This window comes from Luteimonas mephitis DSM 12574 (assembly GCF_000422305.1).
GTDB classification, from domain to species: Bacteria; Pseudomonadota; Gammaproteobacteria; order Xanthomonadales; family Xanthomonadaceae; genus Luteimonas; species Luteimonas mephitis.
The window spans coordinates 280,451-295,549 of sequence record NZ_AULN01000014.1; the positions used below are offsets into that span (position 1 = coordinate 280,451).

The following is a 15,099-nucleotide window of genomic DNA, read 5'->3' on the forward strand; positions in this document are numbered from 1 at the left end:
TGGTCGATGCCGGGAAGGCCGGTTCCGCCGCGGCTCCGGGCCCACCTCGTGAGTACCTGGCGGCCTTCGGCATCCTTCGACGCCCTGCACCTGCGCGCGCGACTCAACGCCGCGGTCCGCGATTTCTTCGCGCAGCGCGGCGTGCTCGAGGTCGAGACGCCGATCCTGTCGCGGGCCGGCAACACCGAGCCCAACATCGCCTCGTTTTCGCTGGAGTTCTCCGGCCGCACGGACGGCGCGCCGCGCACGCGCTGGCTGCGGACCTCGCCCGAGCACCCGCTCAAGCGCCTGCTCTGCGCAGGCGCTGGTGACTGCTACGAACTGGGCCGCGTGTTCCGCGACGGCGAAGCCGGCGGACGCCACAACCCCGAGTTCACCATGCTCGAGTGGTACCGGCTCGGCATCGACCACGTGCAACTCGCGGCCGAAACCGTGGAGCTCGTACGCATGGCACTGGCGCTGGTGGGGCGCGATGCGAGCGTCGAGTCCGTGACCTATCGCGAACTTTACCTGCGCGAACTCGGCATCGATCCGATGACCGCGCCCGGCGACGCGCTGTGCGGCGCGCTCGGCGACATCGCCATCGATCCCGACGGCCTGGTGCGCGACGACTGGCTCGACCTGCTGATGACCCATCGCATCCAGCCCGCATTGTCGGCCGACGCGATTCTGGTCGTGCGCGACTATCCGGCGTCGCAGTGCGCGCTCGCGCGCATCCGAGAGCCCGCTGCCGCGCAGGCCGGGGACGACTGGCCGGTTGCCGAGCGCTTCGAGCTTTACCTCGGTCCGCTCGAGCTGGCCAACGGTTACCACGAATTGCTCGACGCCAGCGAGCAACGCTCGCGCTTCGAACGCGATGTCGCCGTCCGCCGGAGCCGCGGCGTCCCGGCGCCGGCGGTCGATGCGCGCCTGCTCGCCGCGCTCGCGCATGGCCTGCCGGCGTGCGCGGGCGTTGCCTTGGGCGTGGACCGGCTGCTGATGGCCATGTTGCGCACGACGTCGATCGCCGACGTGCTCGCGTTCGACTTTACGCGTGCCTGAACGTAAAACCGGCGTTGTCATCGCAGCCCGCGGTTTTGCGTTTCCGTTCACGCAAAGGTTGTAGATTCATCTCCATCCGCCACGAGGGGGCTTGTCCATGCACATGGCCATTCGGTTCGTCATCGCCCTGGCAGCTGCCTGCCTTGCCGGCTGCGTCGGCTACGGATATCCGGGCGACGGTTACGGCGGATATCCGCCCGGCAACCCTTCCGGCTATCCGGATTACGGGTATCCGGGCAACGGCTATCCGGGCAACTCCTATCCGGGCGACGGCTACAGCAGCAACATCCGCTGCGAATCCCAGGACCGGCGCACGCGCCATTGCGACGCCGACACGCGCGGCGGCGTGCGGCTCGGTCGCCAGCTCTCGAAGGCCCCCTGCGTGCAGGGGCGGAGCTGGGGCTACGATCGTCGCGGCATCTGGGTGTCCGAGGGCTGCCGCGCGGAGTTCATCGTCGGCGCGGGTGGTGGCTATGGCCCGGGTGATCGCCCCGGCAACCAGTACGGCCAGCTCGTGCGGTGCGAGTCGCAGAAGGGGCGGCAGCAGCGCTGCAACGTGGCCGTGCGCCGCGGCGTGGACATCGTTCGCCAGCTGTCGAAGACGCGCTGCGTGCAGCGCCAGAACTGGGGCTGGGACCGTGGCGGCATCTGGGTCGACGGCGGTTGCCGCGCGGAATTCCGCGTGCGCTGACTCCTGCGCGGCGCGGGTGACGCGGCGCCGGGTAAAATGACCCGATGCACGAGACCCCGGCTTCCCCCATCGACTACGCGCGCTACGACCGCATCCGCCCGATCCGCTGGACGGGCGAGACGCTCGAACTGCTCGACCAGAGGGGCCTGCCTGCCGCGGTCGGCTACGTGGCATGCACGACCAGCAACGACGTGGCAGCCGCCATCCACGCGCTGGCCGTGCGCGGCGCGCCCGCGATCGGCATCGCCGCGGCGTGGGGCACGGTGCTCGCGGCGCGCGCCATCGATGCCGCAGACGGCAGCTCGGCCTTGGCATTGATCGAGCCTGCATTGCAGCGCCTCAACGCGGCGCGCCCGACGGCGGTGAACCTGGCCTGGGCGCTGGCGCGGATGCGGCGCGCACTCGCAGGTGCCGGCAGCGACTGGCGCGGCGTGCTCGAACGCGAGGCGCGTGCGATCGAGGCCGAAGACCTGGCGGCCAACCGCCGCATGGGCGAACTGGGCGCCAGCCTGATGGCGCCGGGCAGCGGCGTACTCACCCACTGCAACACCGGCTCGCTGGCCACCGCGGGGTTCGGCACCGCGCTGGGCGTGATCCGCGCCGGCGTCGCGCAGGGCCGCATCGGCAAGGTGTTCGCCGGCGAGACCCGGCCATGGATGCAGGGCTCGCGGTTGACGGTGTGGGAGTTGCAGCAGGACGGCATCGACGCCACCCTGATCGCGGACGCGGCTGCCTCGCACCTGATGCAGGGCGGGCAGGTCGACTGGGTAGTGGTCGGCGCCGACCGCATCTGCGCCAACGGCGACGTCGCCAACAAGATCGGCACCTACCAGCTCGCCATCGCCGCGCGTTTCCACGGCCGCAAGTTCATGGTGGTGGCACCGTCGTCGACGGTGGACATGGACACCGCTTCCGGCGACCTGATCGAGATCGAGGAGCGCGACCCGGGCGAACTGCTCGGTGTCGGTGGCAAGCGCATCGTCGCCGAAGGCATCAGCGCGTGGAACCCGGTGTTCGACGTCACCCCGGCTGCGCTGATCGACGCCATCGTCACCGAGAAGGGCATCGTCGAGCATCCGGACGAGGCGTCGATGCGGGCGCTGTTCGCGGACGCCTGATCGCAGCCGTTGCCCGTCGCGCCGGGCAGTTCCCGACCTGCATGCCGCTGCAGGGGCGCTCCATGGGCGCGATCGCTCTCGCGGGCGCGCAATCGCGCCCATGGGGCGCTCCTGCGGACGCCGTGTCTGGCCTCCGGACGCGTTCGGGCACATCGGCGGGAGACGCCATGTCACGCCGGCGCAGACCAACCCAGAAAGTACGCGCAAGTGCTTGTTTCCGCGTGGAATCCGCTGCCATCGGAAGACGCTTTCGTGATACAATTCCGCCCTTGTGCTGAAGCTCGCGCGAAGCAGTTTTGCGCGGTGCACGGCACGCTCCCGATCCACATCGAAAAGAGTTGCAATGGCCGAGCTCGCCAAGGAAATCATCCCCGTCAATCTCGAAGACGAGATGCGCCGCAGTTACCTCGATTACGCCATGAGCGTGATCGTGGGGCGAGCGCTCCCCGACGTCCGGGACGGCCTGAAACCAGTCCATCGCCGCGTGCTGTACGCCATGAACGAACTCGGCGCGCACAGCAACAAGCCGTACTACAAGTCGGCGCGCATCGTCGGTGACGTGATCGGCAAGTACCACCCGCACGGCGACCAGTCGGTGTACGACACCCTGGTGCGCATGGCACAGCCGTTCTCGCTGCGCTACATGCTGGTGGACGGGCAGGGCAACTTCGGTTCGGTGGACGGCGACTCGGCCGCTGCGATGCGCTACACCGAGGCGCGCATGTCGCGGCTCACGCACGAGCTGATGGCCGACATCGACAAGGAAACCGTCGATTTCCAGCCCAACTACGACGAGAAGGAGCTGGAGCCGACGGTCATGCCGACACGGTTCCCGAACCTGCTGGTCAACGGCTCGGCCGGCATCGCGGTGGGCATGGCGACCAACATTCCGCCGCACAACATGTCCGAGGTGATCGACGCGCTGATCGCGCTGATCAACGATCCATCGATCGACATCGACGGGCTGATGGAATACATCCCCGGTCCGGATTTCCCCACCGGCGGCATCATCAACGGCGTCGGCGGCATCCACCTGGCCTACCGCACCGGCCGCGGCCGCGTGCGCATGCGCGCGCGCGCGGAGATCGAGGTCGCCGACAACGGCCGCGAGGCGATCGCGGTCACCGAGATCCCGTACCAGGTCAACAAGGCGAAGCTGATCGAGAAGATCGCCGAGTTGGTCAAGGAAAAGAAGCTCGAGGGCATCAGCGAGCTGCGCGACGAGTCCGACAAGGACGGCATGCGCATCTACATCGAGGTCAAGCGCGGCGAATCGGCCGACGTGGTGCTCAACAACCTCTACCAGCAGACCCAGATGGAGTCGGTGTTCGGCATCAACATGGTGGCGCTGGTCGACGGCCGCCCCCAGTTGCTGGACCTCAAGCAGATCCTCGAAGCCTTCGTGCGCCATCGCCGCGCGGTGGTCACCCGGCGGACGATCTTCGAGCTGCGCAAGGCCCGCGCCCGTGCCCACGTGCTCGAAGGCCTGACCGTCGCGCTGGCCAACATCGACGAGATGATCGAGCTGATCAAGACCTCGGCCAATCCCAACGAGGCGCGCGAACGCATGCTGGCGCGCACCTGGGAACCAGGACTGGTGGGCGCGCTGCTTGCCGCCACCGGCAGCGATGCGTCGCGGCCCGAGGACCTGCCCGCCGGCGTGGGCCTGCTCGACGCGGGCTACCAGCTGACCGAGACCCAGGCCCAGCAGATCCTGGAGATGCGCCTGCACCGCCTGACCGGGCTGGAGCAGGAAAAGCTCACCGAGGAATACCGGCTGCTGCTGGAGACCATCCGCGGCCTGATCGAGATCCTCGAGGATCCGGACGTGCTGCTGGAAGTGATCCGCACCGAGCTGCGCAACGTCAAGGAAGAGTTCGGCGACGCGCGCCGCAGCGAGATCCGCGCCAGCGAGGAAGACCTCGACATCCTCGACCTGATTGCGCCCGAGGACGTGGTGGTCACGCTTTCGCACGCCGGCTACGCGAAGCGCCAGCCGGTCAGCGCCTACCGCGCGCAAAAGCGCGGCGGCCGCGGCCGCAACGCGGCGGCGACCAAGGAAGAGGATTTCATCGACCAGCTGTGGCTGGTCAACACCCACGACACCCTGCTGACGTTCACCAGCGCCGGTCGCGTCTTCTGGCTGCCGGTGCACCAGCTGCCGGAGGCCGGTTCGCACGCGCGCGGCCGCCCGATCATCAACTGGATCCCGCTGGAGGCCGACGAGCAGGTGCAGGCAGTGCTGCCGGTGCGCGAATACCGCGAGGACCTGTTCGTGTTCTTCGCCACCCGCAGCGGCACGGTCAAGAAAACACCGCTGACCGAGTACGCCTATCGCCTGCAGCGCGGCAAGATCGCGATCAACCTCGCCGACGGCGACGCACTGGTCAACGCCGAGCTGTCGGACGGCCATCGCGACATCATGCTGTTCGCCAGCAACGGCAAGGCGGTGCGCTTCGCCGGCAGCACCGTGCGTCCGATGGGCCGTACCGCCACCGGCGTGCGCGGCATGAAGCTGGCCGAAGGCGAGGAAGTGCGCAGCCTGATCGTGGTCGACGGCGATGGCGACATCCTCACCGCCAGCGAACGCGGCTACGGCAAGCGCACGCCCGTGGCCGAGTACCCGCGCAAGGGCCGCGGCACCCAGGGCGTGATCGCGCTGCAGACCACAGCCCGCAACGGCAAGCTGGTCGGGGCGATCCAGCTGTCGGACAGCCACGAAGTGCTGCTGATTTCCGACGGCGGCACCCTGGTGCGCACCCGCGCCTCGGAAATCTCGCAGGTCGGCCGCAACACCCAGGGCGTGACCCTGATCCGGCTGGCCGCCGACGAAAGCCTGCAGGCGATCGAGCGCGTCGATGCTTCGCTGGACGACGAGAACGGCGCGGATGTCATCGAGGACGTCGCCGCCCCGGAGACGGAGACGCCCCCACCCGCGGGCTGAGCCCTCCCGCACGACGCAATGGAAAGCCCGGTTCGCCGGGCCTTTTCATTGAACAGCACGTAGGAGCGGCCCATGGCCGCGAGCTTTCGTATTGCGGTGGATGCCCTGACGAAAAGCTCGCGGCCATGGGCCGCTCCTACCAAGGCTGCCGACCATGCGTGGCGACCCCAAAAACCTGCAATGTCCGTCATATACTCGGGACAACCCGGGAGATGGACCTGACATGCACAAGCGCGACTTGGTGGTGGCCGCGGCCGTAGCAAAATGGATTTTCGTGCTGATGCTTGCGATCGGGCTGGTGGCCTGCAAGCGCAGCCCGCACGGGCAGCTGCCGGAAGTCAGCGGCGAGCCGGTCAAGGCCGAGCGCGCCAAGGTCGAGGGCTTCGTGCTGCTGCGCGCCTACCCGGACCAGGGCCGCGACTCGCTGGCCATCGCACTGGAGTTCTCGCAGCCGCTGGTCGGCACCCAGGATTTCGACAAGCTGCTGACGTTCGCCGAGCCGGTGGGCGACAAGAGCAGCTGGTCGCTCGCCGACGACGGCAAGACCCTGCGGTTCCCGTTCGTCGAGGCCAACAAGAACTACACGCTGCGCATCTCGGGCGCACTCACTGCCGCGGACGGCAGCAAGCTCGGCAAGGACATCGAGCAGAAGGTGTTCACCGGCGAACTCGATCCCGCCGTGGGCTTCGCCTCGCAGGGCAGCGTGCTGCCGGCGAAGGAGTCGCGCGGGCTGCCGGTGGTGTCGGTCAACGTCGACGAGGTCGACGTCGAGTTCCTCCGCGTGGAAGAGAAGTCGCTGGCGCAGTTCTTCAGCGAATACCAGCGCGGCGGGCGCCGCGGCAGCTGGGAACTGGAGCGCGACTACAACGGGCACGTGCCGCTGTCGAAGTTGGCCAGGTCGGTCTACGTGAACCGCTTCGTGCTCGGCGGCAAGCGCAACGAACGCGCGCTGACCTACCTGCCGGTGCAGAACATCCCGGAGCTACAGGAGCCGGGCCTGTACTTCGCGGTGATGAAGCGATCGGGCCAGTTCCAGGACCAGTTCGAGACCGCGTTCTTCACCGTCAGCGACATCGGCCTGCATGCGCGCGCCTACAAGGACAAGCTGTACGTGCATACCGCGTCGCTGCGCGATGGCGGCTCGGTCGGCGGCGTCGAGCTGCGCATCCTCGACCCGCAGGGCGATACGTTCCTCAAGGGCGAGACCGACGGCAACGGCAACGCGCTGCTGAACTACAAGCTGCAGTCCGGCCACGTGCTGGTCGCGCGGCGCGGCAGCGACATCTCGCTGCTGCCGTTCAACCAGCCGGCGCTGGACCTTTCCGAGTTCGCGGTCGCCGGCCGCGAGTCCGCGTGGTTCGACGTGTTCGCCTGGTCCGGCCGCGACCTGTACCGGCCCGGCGAGACGGTGCGCGTGTCGGCGCTGTTCCGCGACAACGACGGCAAGCCGGTCGCGGCGAAGGGCAAGGCTGCGCAACCCCTGTTCGTCCGGCTCAAGCAGCCTGACGGAAAGACCTTCCTCGACAGCCGCATCGAGGCCGGCGAGCTGGGCTACTTCAAGTTCGAGAAAACCATCCCGGTGGACGCGCCGACCGGGCGCTGGCGGGTGGAATTCCGCACCGATCCCGCGAGCGCGGAAGCGGTCGAGGGCATGACGCTGCGGATCGAGGAATTCCTGCCCGAACGGATGAAGCTCGACCTGGCCACCGCCGACGCCGCCCTCAAGCCGGGCCAGCCGTTCCGGCTGGAAGCCACCGGCGCCTACCTGTACGGTGCGCCGGCCGCGGACAACCGCTTCAGCGCCAGGCTTGCGGTGGCGGTGGAGCAGCACCCGCTCGAGCAGCTGCCCGGCTACTTCTTCGGCGACCCGACGGTCGAATTGCCGAGGGAAGCGAAGGACGTCATCGACGCCAAGCTCGATGCCAGGGGCAGGCTCGCGCAGGACATCCCGCTGCCCGACGAGGTCAAGCCGGTCACGCCGGTGGCGGTGGTGGTCTCGGGCAGCCTGTACGAAACCGGCGGCCGCAGCGTCAATCGTTCGCTCAAGCGGGTGATGTGGCCGGCCGAGGCATTGGTCGGCGTGCGCCCGCTGTTCAATGACGAGGACGGCGCCGACAGCAACGGCAATGCCGGCTTCGAACTGGTGCGCGTGGGCAGCGACGGCAAGCCGCGCCCGGGCAAGGGCCTGAAGGTCACGCTGGTGCGCGAGCACCGCGACTACCACTGGAACTACGACGAGGACGACGGCTGGGACTATGACTTCACCCGCCGCTTCGAGAACGTCGAAACCAAGACGATCGATTCCGCGGCAACCGCCGTGCGCCTGGACTTCCCGGTGGAGTGGGGCGAGTACCGCGTCGACGTGCTTGACCCTGCGACCGGCCTGACCATGCGCTACCCGTTCCGCGCCGGCTGGAGCTGGAACGACGACAACCGCGGGCTGGACGCGCGCCCCGACAAGGTCAAGCTGTCGCTGGACAAGACCGGTTACAAGGCCGGCGACACGCTCAAGGTCACGATCACGCCGCCGCATGCCGGCAAGGGCGTGCTGCTGGTCGAAAGCGACAAGCTGCTGTACGTGCAGGACATCGAAGTCAAGGCCGGCGACATCAAGGGCGGCGGCGGCACGTTCGCGATCCCGGTGACCAAGGACTGGGAGCGGCACGATGTCTATGTCACCGCGCTGGTGTTCCGCGGCGGCAGCGTGCCCAGCAAGATCACGCCGGCGCGCGCGGTCGGCGTGGCCTGGGTGCCGATGGACCGCAAGGCGCGCCGCGTCGCGGTCGGGCTGAAGGCGCCGGAACGGATGCGGCCGGAGCAGCCGATGCGGGTGATCGTGAGCGTGCCCGAACTCGCCGGGCAGCAGGCCTACGCGACGGTGTCCGCCGTCGACGTCGGCATCCTCAACATCACCCGCTTCCCGGTGCCCGACGCCAACAAGCACTTCTTCGCGCAGCGGCGCCTGGGCGTTGACGCCTATGACCTGTACGGCCGCGTGATCGAGAGCTTCGAGGGTGGAATGGCGAAGCTGCGCTTCGGCGGCGACATGGCGCTGGCGGCACTGCCGCAGGCGCGGCGGCCGACGGCACGCGTGCAGACGGTGGACCTGTTCGCCGGCCCGGTGAAGCTCGATGCCAGGGGCAACGCGCGCATCGACCTGCCGGTGCCGGACTTCAACGGCACCCTGCGGGTCTCGGCGCTGGTGTTCTCGGCCGACCGCTACGGAAACCGCGACGTCGAAACCGTGGTGCGCGCGCCAATCGTCGCCGAGGCCAGCCTGCCGCGCGTGCTTGCGCCCGGCGACAGCAGCACGATCACCCTCGACCTGACCAACTTCACCGGCAAGGCGGGCGACTTCAAGGTGCGCGTGGACGGCATCGGCCCGGTATCGATCGGCGACAACGCGCGCGACGCGAAGATCGCGGTGGAGGGCAAGTCGACGCTGAGCTTCCCGTTGACCGCGAAGGAGGGCTACAGCACCGCCAACGTGCGCGTGCGGGTCGAGGGCAACGGCTTCAAGGTCGACCGGCGCTACGACCTGCCGGTGCGCCCGGCCTGGCCGAGCGTGCTGCGCGCGCGGACCCAGGTGCTGGACCAGCTGGCCGCGGTGTCGCTCGACACCGACTTCGCCAGCGGCCTGATGCCCGGTTCGGTCAACGCGCGGATGACGGTCAGCGCGATCCCGCCGATCCCGTTCGCCAGCGCGCTGCAGGGTGCATTGAACTATCCCTATGGATGCGCCGAACAGACCGCCAGCAAGGGCTACGCCGCACTGGAGCTCGATCCGGAGACGGCGAAGATGCTGGGTGCCACCGGACTGGACGCCGGGAAGCGCCGTGCGCGGATGGAGGGTGCGCTCGGCCGCCTGGCCTCGATGCAGGTCAGCTCCGGGCATTTCTCGATGTGGGGTGACGACAGCTACGTCAGCCCCAACCTGACGCCGTACATCGTCGAGTTCCTGCTCGATGCCCGCGAAGGCGGCTTCCAGGTGCCGGACAACGTGCTGCAGAAGGCGCTGCAGCGGCTCAACGAGGACCTGCTGGCCGGCGGCAACGAGTTCTATGGCCGCGACCACCGCTCGCACCTGAAGTTCGCCTACCAGGCGCACGCCGGCTACGTGCTGGCGCGGGTCAACCGCGCACCGCTCGGCACGCTGCGCGCCCTGTACGACAACGACCGCAAGAAGACGCTGACCGGGCTGCCGCTGGTCCACCTCGGGCTTGCGCTGGCGATGCAGGGCGACAAGACCCGCGGCGAGAAGGCGATTGCCGAGGGCTTCGCGTTCAAGGGCGACCGCCCCGGCTACCTGGGCGATTACGGCAGCCCGCTGCGCGACATCGCGCTGATGATCGCGCTGACCCATGAGCGCGGTTACGCCAAGCCGGCGTACGACGCGCGTGCGGTCGACCTGGGCCGCGAGCTGGACGCGCGGCGCAACAGCCGCTGGCTGTACCTGAGCACCCAGGAGCAGGTGGCGCTGGCGCGGCTGGGCAAGTCGCTGATGGCCGGGCAGGACAAGCGCGTGTCCGGCACCTGGCACGTGGGCGAGACGGAAGACGCGGCGGGCGCTGCGAAGATCGTCGGCCGCATGTTCGATTACGACACCCTGGCCCGTGGCGTGCGCTTCGATCCCGAGGGCACGCCGCCGCTGTATGCGAGCCTGGAAGTCGCCGGCGTGCCGCGCACCGCGCCGGCGCCCGACTTCAGCCAGATCAAGGTCGAGCGCAAGTGGTACGGCACCGACGGCAAGGCGTGGAAGCCCGGCCCGCTGAAGGAGGGCGAAGCGCTGATCGTCGCGGTCAGCATGACCGCAGACCGTGACATGGCCGATGCGCTGCTCACCGACCTGCTGCCGGCGGGCCTCGAAGTGGAGAACTTCAACCTCGGCGATGCGAAACAGTGGGCCGACGTGGTGGTCGACGGCATCGAGATCACCGACCGTGCCAGTGCCGCGAACGTGGTGCACGAGGAATATCGCGAGGACCGCTACGTGGCCGCCTTGAAACTGGATGCGGGCAACACCGCGCGCGTGTTCTATCTCGTGCGCGCGGTCACGCCGGGCACGTACACCGTGCCGCCGCCGCTGGTCGAGGACATGTATCGCCCCGAGCTGCGCGGGGTGGGCAAGTCGGTGCCGGCGGACATCACGGTGGTGCAGCCGTGACGTCCGTGATTCCTCCTGCCCCCGGAAGACGGTGCCCGAAGCGACCGTCCCCGGGCTGCACCTTGCCCGGGGGCGAATGAGGGCGGGGGCTTCGCGGATCGAAGAGCTTCCATGGCCCTGAAAGTCCTTTCCCTCGCTCGACGCTTCGCGCCAGCTTCTCCCGATGCGAGAAGCAAAGGCTGGCGTCGTTGCCTGCCGTGGCTGCGCTGGGGCACGGTGGCGGTGCTGCTGTCGCTGCTGGTCCTCGATTTCGCCTTCCCGCTGCCGCTGCCCGAAAAACGCGACACCAGCACGCTGGTCGTCGCGCGCGATGGCACGCCGCTGCGCGCGTTCGCCGATGCCGACGGCGTGTGGCGCTACCCGGTCACGCCGGAGCAGGTCTCGCCGCTGTACCTGCAGGTGCTGCTGAACTACGAGGACCGCTGGTTCTGGCGCCATCCCGGCGTCAATCCGGTGTCGCTGCTGCGCGCCGCCCGGCAGTGGCTGCTGCGCGGACACATCGTGTCAGGCGGGTCGACGTTGACCATGCAGGTCGCGCGCATTCTCGACCGGCCCGCCAACGGCCGGCACCCGCGCACGCCCTGGGTCAAGCTCAGGCAGATCCTGCGCGCCGTGCAGCTTGAAGCGCACCTGTCCAAGGACGAGATCCTGACCCTGTACCTGGAACGCGCGCCGTTCGGCGGCACCATCGAGGGCGTGGAAACCGCGAGCCGCGCCTACCTCGGCAAACCGGCCTCGCGCCTGTCGCACGCCGAGGCGGCGTTACTGACGGTGCTGCCGCAGGCGCCGAGCCGCTGGCGCCCGGACCGGCATCCGGATGACGCGCGCGTGGCCCGCGACAAGGTGCTCGACCGCATGGCCGAGCTCGGCGTCTGGACGCCGGCGCAGGTCCGTGACGCGAAGATCGAGGCGGTGGTCTCGCGCAGCCTGCAGGTGCCGCTCTCGGCGGCGCTGCTGGCGCAGCGATTGCGCAACGAGACCCCCGCATCGGCGCGCATCCGCTCGACCCTCGACGCCGCGCTGCAGCGCACCCTTGAAGAGCGCGTCACGGCCTACTTCTCCGACCTTCCGCCGCGCACCTCGGCGGCGCTGCTGGTCGTCGACAACGCCACCCTGGAAGCGCGTGCGTACGTCGGTTCGGTTGCGTTCGCCGACAAGGACAGGCTCGGCGACGTTGACATGGTGCAGGCATGGCGTTCTCCCGGCTCCACGCTCAAGCCGTTCCTGTACGGCATGGCGCTGGACGACGGCCTGGTCCATTCCGAAAGCCTGCTGGTCGACGCGCCGCAGTCGTTCGACGGCTACCGGCCGGGCAACTTCGACGCGGCATTCAACGGACCGGTCGGCGTGGCCGAGGCGCTGCGGCTGTCGCTCAACATCCCCGCGGTCGACCTGCTGGATCGCGTCGGGCCTGCGCGCTTCTCCGCGCGCCTGGACAACGCCGGGATCTCGCTCAGGTATCCGCGCGGGGCCAGGCCCAACCTGTCGATCATCCTCGGCGGAACCGGTGCAAGGCTGGAGGACCTGGTGGGCGCCTACGCAGCGCTCAATCGCGACGGCATTGCCGGGCGCGTGCGCTACACGCCTTCCGACCCACGCATCGACCGGCGCGTGATGTCGCCGGGCGCGGCGTGGATCGTGCGCACGATGCTGGAAGCCAATCCGCGCCCCGGCGAGCGCGCGGACACGTTCGATCGACGCGGCCGGCCGCGGGTTGCCTGGAAAACCGGCACCAGCTACGGCTTCCGCGATGCATGGGCGATCGGCGGCACGCGCCGCCATACGGTCGGTGTCTGGGTGGGGCGGCCCGACGGCACGCCGCTGCCGGGACAGTACGGCGCGGTCACGGCGCTGCCGCTGATGTTCGAGGTCATCGACAGCCTTCCGCGCACGCGTGGCGACAATGCGTCGCGACCGCCGCCGCCGAGCGTCGCCGAAACCGAGGTCTGCTGGCCGCTCGGGATCGCGGCCGATGCGCAGCCGCCCGCGCTGTGCCAGCGACGGATGAAGGCGTGGACGCTGGACGGCGTCGTGCCCACGACTTTCGCCGAGCGCGGTGCGCGGTTGTGGAATGCCGGGCGCGAACGCTTCGATGTCGACGTGCAGACCGGCGAGCGGGTGTCGGCGGCTTGTTCGTTGCCACACGAAACACGGAGCATCGAGATCGCGCGCTGGCCCGCGCTGGCGTCGCCGTGGCTGTCGGCGGCGGAACGGCGAGCGTCACGGCTGCCGCCGCTGGCCGCCGACTGCATGCAGGACGGGCGTGGCGCGGCCGAGGAGCTGCGCATCGAGGGCATCAACGACCGCGCGACGCTGGCGCGCGCGCCGGGCAGCCAGCACGCGGTGCGGCTGTCGCTGCGTGCGCTGGGGACAGGTTCGCGCGTGCAGTGGCTGCTGGACGGGCGCCGGATCGGCGAGTCCGAGGGCGCCCGGCCGTTCGCGCATGATTTCGGCGACGCCGGCGAGCACACGTTGACCGCGCTCGCGGAAAGCGGGGCGTGGGCCAGCCTGCAGTTCCGCGTGCTTCCTCCCTAGAAACCGTCGGCAGAAGCCCTTGCAAGAGCGGCTTCAGCTGCGAGCTTTCGAACCGGGGAAGGTGGGCGCGCTGCAGCGGATGGCTTTTCGGCGATGGCGCGAAGAGCTCGCGGCTGAAGCCGCTCCTACGAAAAGAAAAGCGTGCGATCTCCGACTTTGCAGGCGGCCGCGCGCGCGCGGCGGGCAACTGCGCGTGCAACCGACGCCGACAGGGCATCTCGTTGTTTCGATTGATTTGACTGCGGCCATCCGTGGCGAAACATCCGGGCTTCGGGTCGCCCGGCCCGGCCGTCCATGGCCGGGCGATCACCAAGGCGCGCGGCAGTGCCCGTTTCCTCGATCAGACATCGCGGCCGTCCATGGCGAAACATCCGGGCTTCGGATCGTCCGGCCCGGCCATCCATGGCCGGGCGTTCGCCAAGGCGCGCGGCAGTGCCGCGCAGTCGCCTTGGCTCACCCCACCCATCCGTCGAGCAGGTCGGAGAACTCGTCCGCATGTTCCTCTTCCTGCGTCAGGATTTCCTCGAGGATGCGCTTGGTCGTGGTGTCGCGGTCGCCGACGTAGTTGATCATCTCGCGGTAGCTGTCGATTGCGATGCGCTCGGCGATCAGGTTCTCCTTGACCATGTCGCGCAAGTCCTTGCCTTCCTTGTATTCGGCGTGGGAGCGCGCGGTCAGCGTGTCGGGATTGAGGTCGGGTTCGCCGCCGAGCTGCACGATGCGTTCAGCCAGCTTGCCGGCATGCGCCTGCTCCTGCTGGGCATGTTCGAGGAACTCGGCCTTGACCGAGTCGGCCAGCATGCCCTTGGCCATGAAGTAGTGGCGGTAGTAGCGCAGCACGCAGACATACTCGGTGGCGAGCGCGTCGTTGAGCAGGCGGATCACCATCTTGCGGTCGGCGGCATAGCTGTCGGTGATCGCACCGTCTTCGATGTTCTCGCGCGCCCGCGCGCGCAGGGTGGCGGTGGCGGTGATCGGCGAGGCCGGGCTGGCGGCGGTCTTGTCGGCGGCTTGCTTGGCCATGGAATGGCTCCTCGGGTCAGGAAATCTGGTTGAGCAGGTATTCGGCCGACGACACGCGGAACTCGCCCGGTGCCTCGACGTTGACGATGCGGACGACGCCGTCCTCGGCGTACAGGGAGAACCGCTTCGCGCGCATGCCCATGCCGTAGGCGCTTGCGTCCATCTCCAGCCCGAGTGCACGGGCGAATTCGCCGTTGCCGTCGGCCAGCATCAGCAGGCCTTCCGGCGCGTGCTGGCTTTGCCCCCAGGCCTGCATCACGAACGGGTCGTTGACCGACATGCACAGCACTTCGATGCCGCGCTTGCGGAACTCGTCGAAGTTCTGGATGAAGCCGGGCAGGTGTTTCTCCGAGCAGGTGGGCGTGAACGCGCCGGGGACGGCAAACAGCACCACCTTCTTGCCTTCGAACAGGGTGGGGGTATCGATGATCTCGACGCCTTCGTCGATGCGCTGGAGCCTTGCTTCTGGAATCGGGTCGCCGGGCTGGATGGGCATGGGAGGGATCCTGTTGAAGTGAACGCAGTCTAGCCGCGGGGAGGAAAGACGGCGTCAAGGCGGGCTTGAAATCCGCCGGCGCGCACC

At 68.9% G+C, this 15,099-nt stretch carries 8 protein-coding genes; 6 read left to right on the forward strand and 2 right to left on the reverse strand.

Annotation, left to right across the window (positions count from 1 at the left end; genetic code table 11):
• The first annotated feature begins 6 nt into the window (after nucleotides 1-6).
• The 6 genes from epmA to pbpC all read left to right on the forward strand — a co-directional run bounded on the left by epmA (nucleotide 7) and on the right by pbpC (nucleotide 13,493).
• Entirely contained in the window at nucleotides 7-1,041 is a 1,035-nt protein-coding gene (epmA, locus tag H570_RS0106145; RefSeq protein ID WP_051176173.1) for an EF-P lysine aminoacylase EpmA, read from the forward strand.
• Nucleotides 1,042-1,138: 97 nt separating this feature from the next.
• Entirely contained in the window at nucleotides 1,139-1,732 is a 594-nt protein-coding gene (locus H570_RS16635) for a DUF3011 domain-containing protein (protein ID WP_245559550.1), read from the forward strand.
• A gap of 44 nt (nucleotides 1,733-1,776) precedes the next feature.
• On the forward strand, nucleotides 1,777-2,850 hold the full coding sequence (gene mtnA, locus H570_RS0106155; RefSeq protein ID WP_027079975.1) for an S-methyl-5-thioribose-1-phosphate isomerase: 1,074 nt from the start codon (nucleotides 1,777-1,779) through the stop codon (nucleotides 2,848-2,850).
• A 343-nt stretch (nucleotides 2,851-3,193) separates the two neighbouring features.
• Nucleotides 3,194-5,794 (forward strand): DNA gyrase subunit A, encoded by a 2,601-nt coding sequence (gene gyrA / locus H570_RS0106160; protein WP_027079976.1) that lies wholly within the window; start codon nucleotides 3,194-3,196, stop codon nucleotides 5,792-5,794.
• Nucleotides 5,795-6,017: 223 nt separating this feature from the next.
• On the forward strand, nucleotides 6,018-10,958 hold the full coding sequence (locus H570_RS0106165; protein WP_036135337.1) for an alpha-2-macroglobulin family protein: 4,941 nt from the start codon (nucleotides 6,018-6,020) through the stop codon (nucleotides 10,956-10,958).
• A gap of 111 nt (nucleotides 10,959-11,069) precedes the next feature.
• Complete coding sequence (pbpC, locus tag H570_RS0106170) at nucleotides 11,070-13,493, forward strand: penicillin-binding protein 1C (RefSeq protein WP_051176175.1); 2,424 nt, start codon at nucleotides 11,070-11,072, stop codon at nucleotides 13,491-13,493.
• Between the two features lie 453 nt (nucleotides 13,494-13,946).
• Here pbpC and H570_RS0106175 read toward each other — a convergent pair whose 3' ends face one another.
• Nucleotides 13,947-14,516 (reverse strand): ferritin-like domain-containing protein, encoded by a 570-nt coding sequence (locus H570_RS0106175; protein WP_027079979.1) that lies wholly within the window; start codon nucleotides 14,514-14,516, stop codon nucleotides 13,947-13,949.
• 16 nt (nucleotides 14,517-14,532) lie between these two features.
• Complete coding sequence (locus tag H570_RS0106180) at nucleotides 14,533-15,012, reverse strand: peroxiredoxin (RefSeq protein ID WP_027079980.1); 480 nt, start codon at nucleotides 15,010-15,012, stop codon at nucleotides 14,533-14,535.
• Nucleotides 15,013-15,099 lie beyond the last annotated feature (87 nt).

Excerpts from the sequence above, each read along its gene's own strand:
- epmA (WP_051176173.1), top strand. The coding sequence starts at position 7 with ATGCCGGGAAGGCCGGTTCCGCCGCGGCTCCGGGCCCACCTCGTGAGT.
- H570_RS16635 (WP_245559550.1), top strand. The coding sequence starts at position 1,139 with ATGCACATGGCCATTCGGTTCGTCATCGCCCTGGCAGCTGCCTGCCTT.
- mtnA (WP_027079975.1), top strand. The coding sequence starts at position 1,777 with ATGCACGAGACCCCGGCTTCCCCCATCGACTACGCGCGCTACGACCGC.
- gyrA (WP_027079976.1), top strand. The coding sequence starts at position 3,194 with ATGGCCGAGCTCGCCAAGGAAATCATCCCCGTCAATCTCGAAGACGAG.
- H570_RS0106165 (WP_036135337.1), top strand. The coding sequence starts at position 6,018 with ATGCACAAGCGCGACTTGGTGGTGGCCGCGGCCGTAGCAAAATGGATT.
- pbpC (WP_051176175.1), top strand. The coding sequence starts at position 11,070 with ATGGCCCTGAAAGTCCTTTCCCTCGCTCGACGCTTCGCGCCAGCTTCT.
- H570_RS0106175 (WP_027079979.1), bottom strand. The coding sequence starts at position 14,516 with ATGGCCAAGCAAGCCGCCGACAAGACCGCCGCCAGCCCGGCCTCGCCG.
- H570_RS0106180 (WP_027079980.1), bottom strand. The coding sequence starts at position 15,012 with ATGCCCATCCAGCCCGGCGACCCGATTCCAGAAGCAAGGCTCCAGCGC.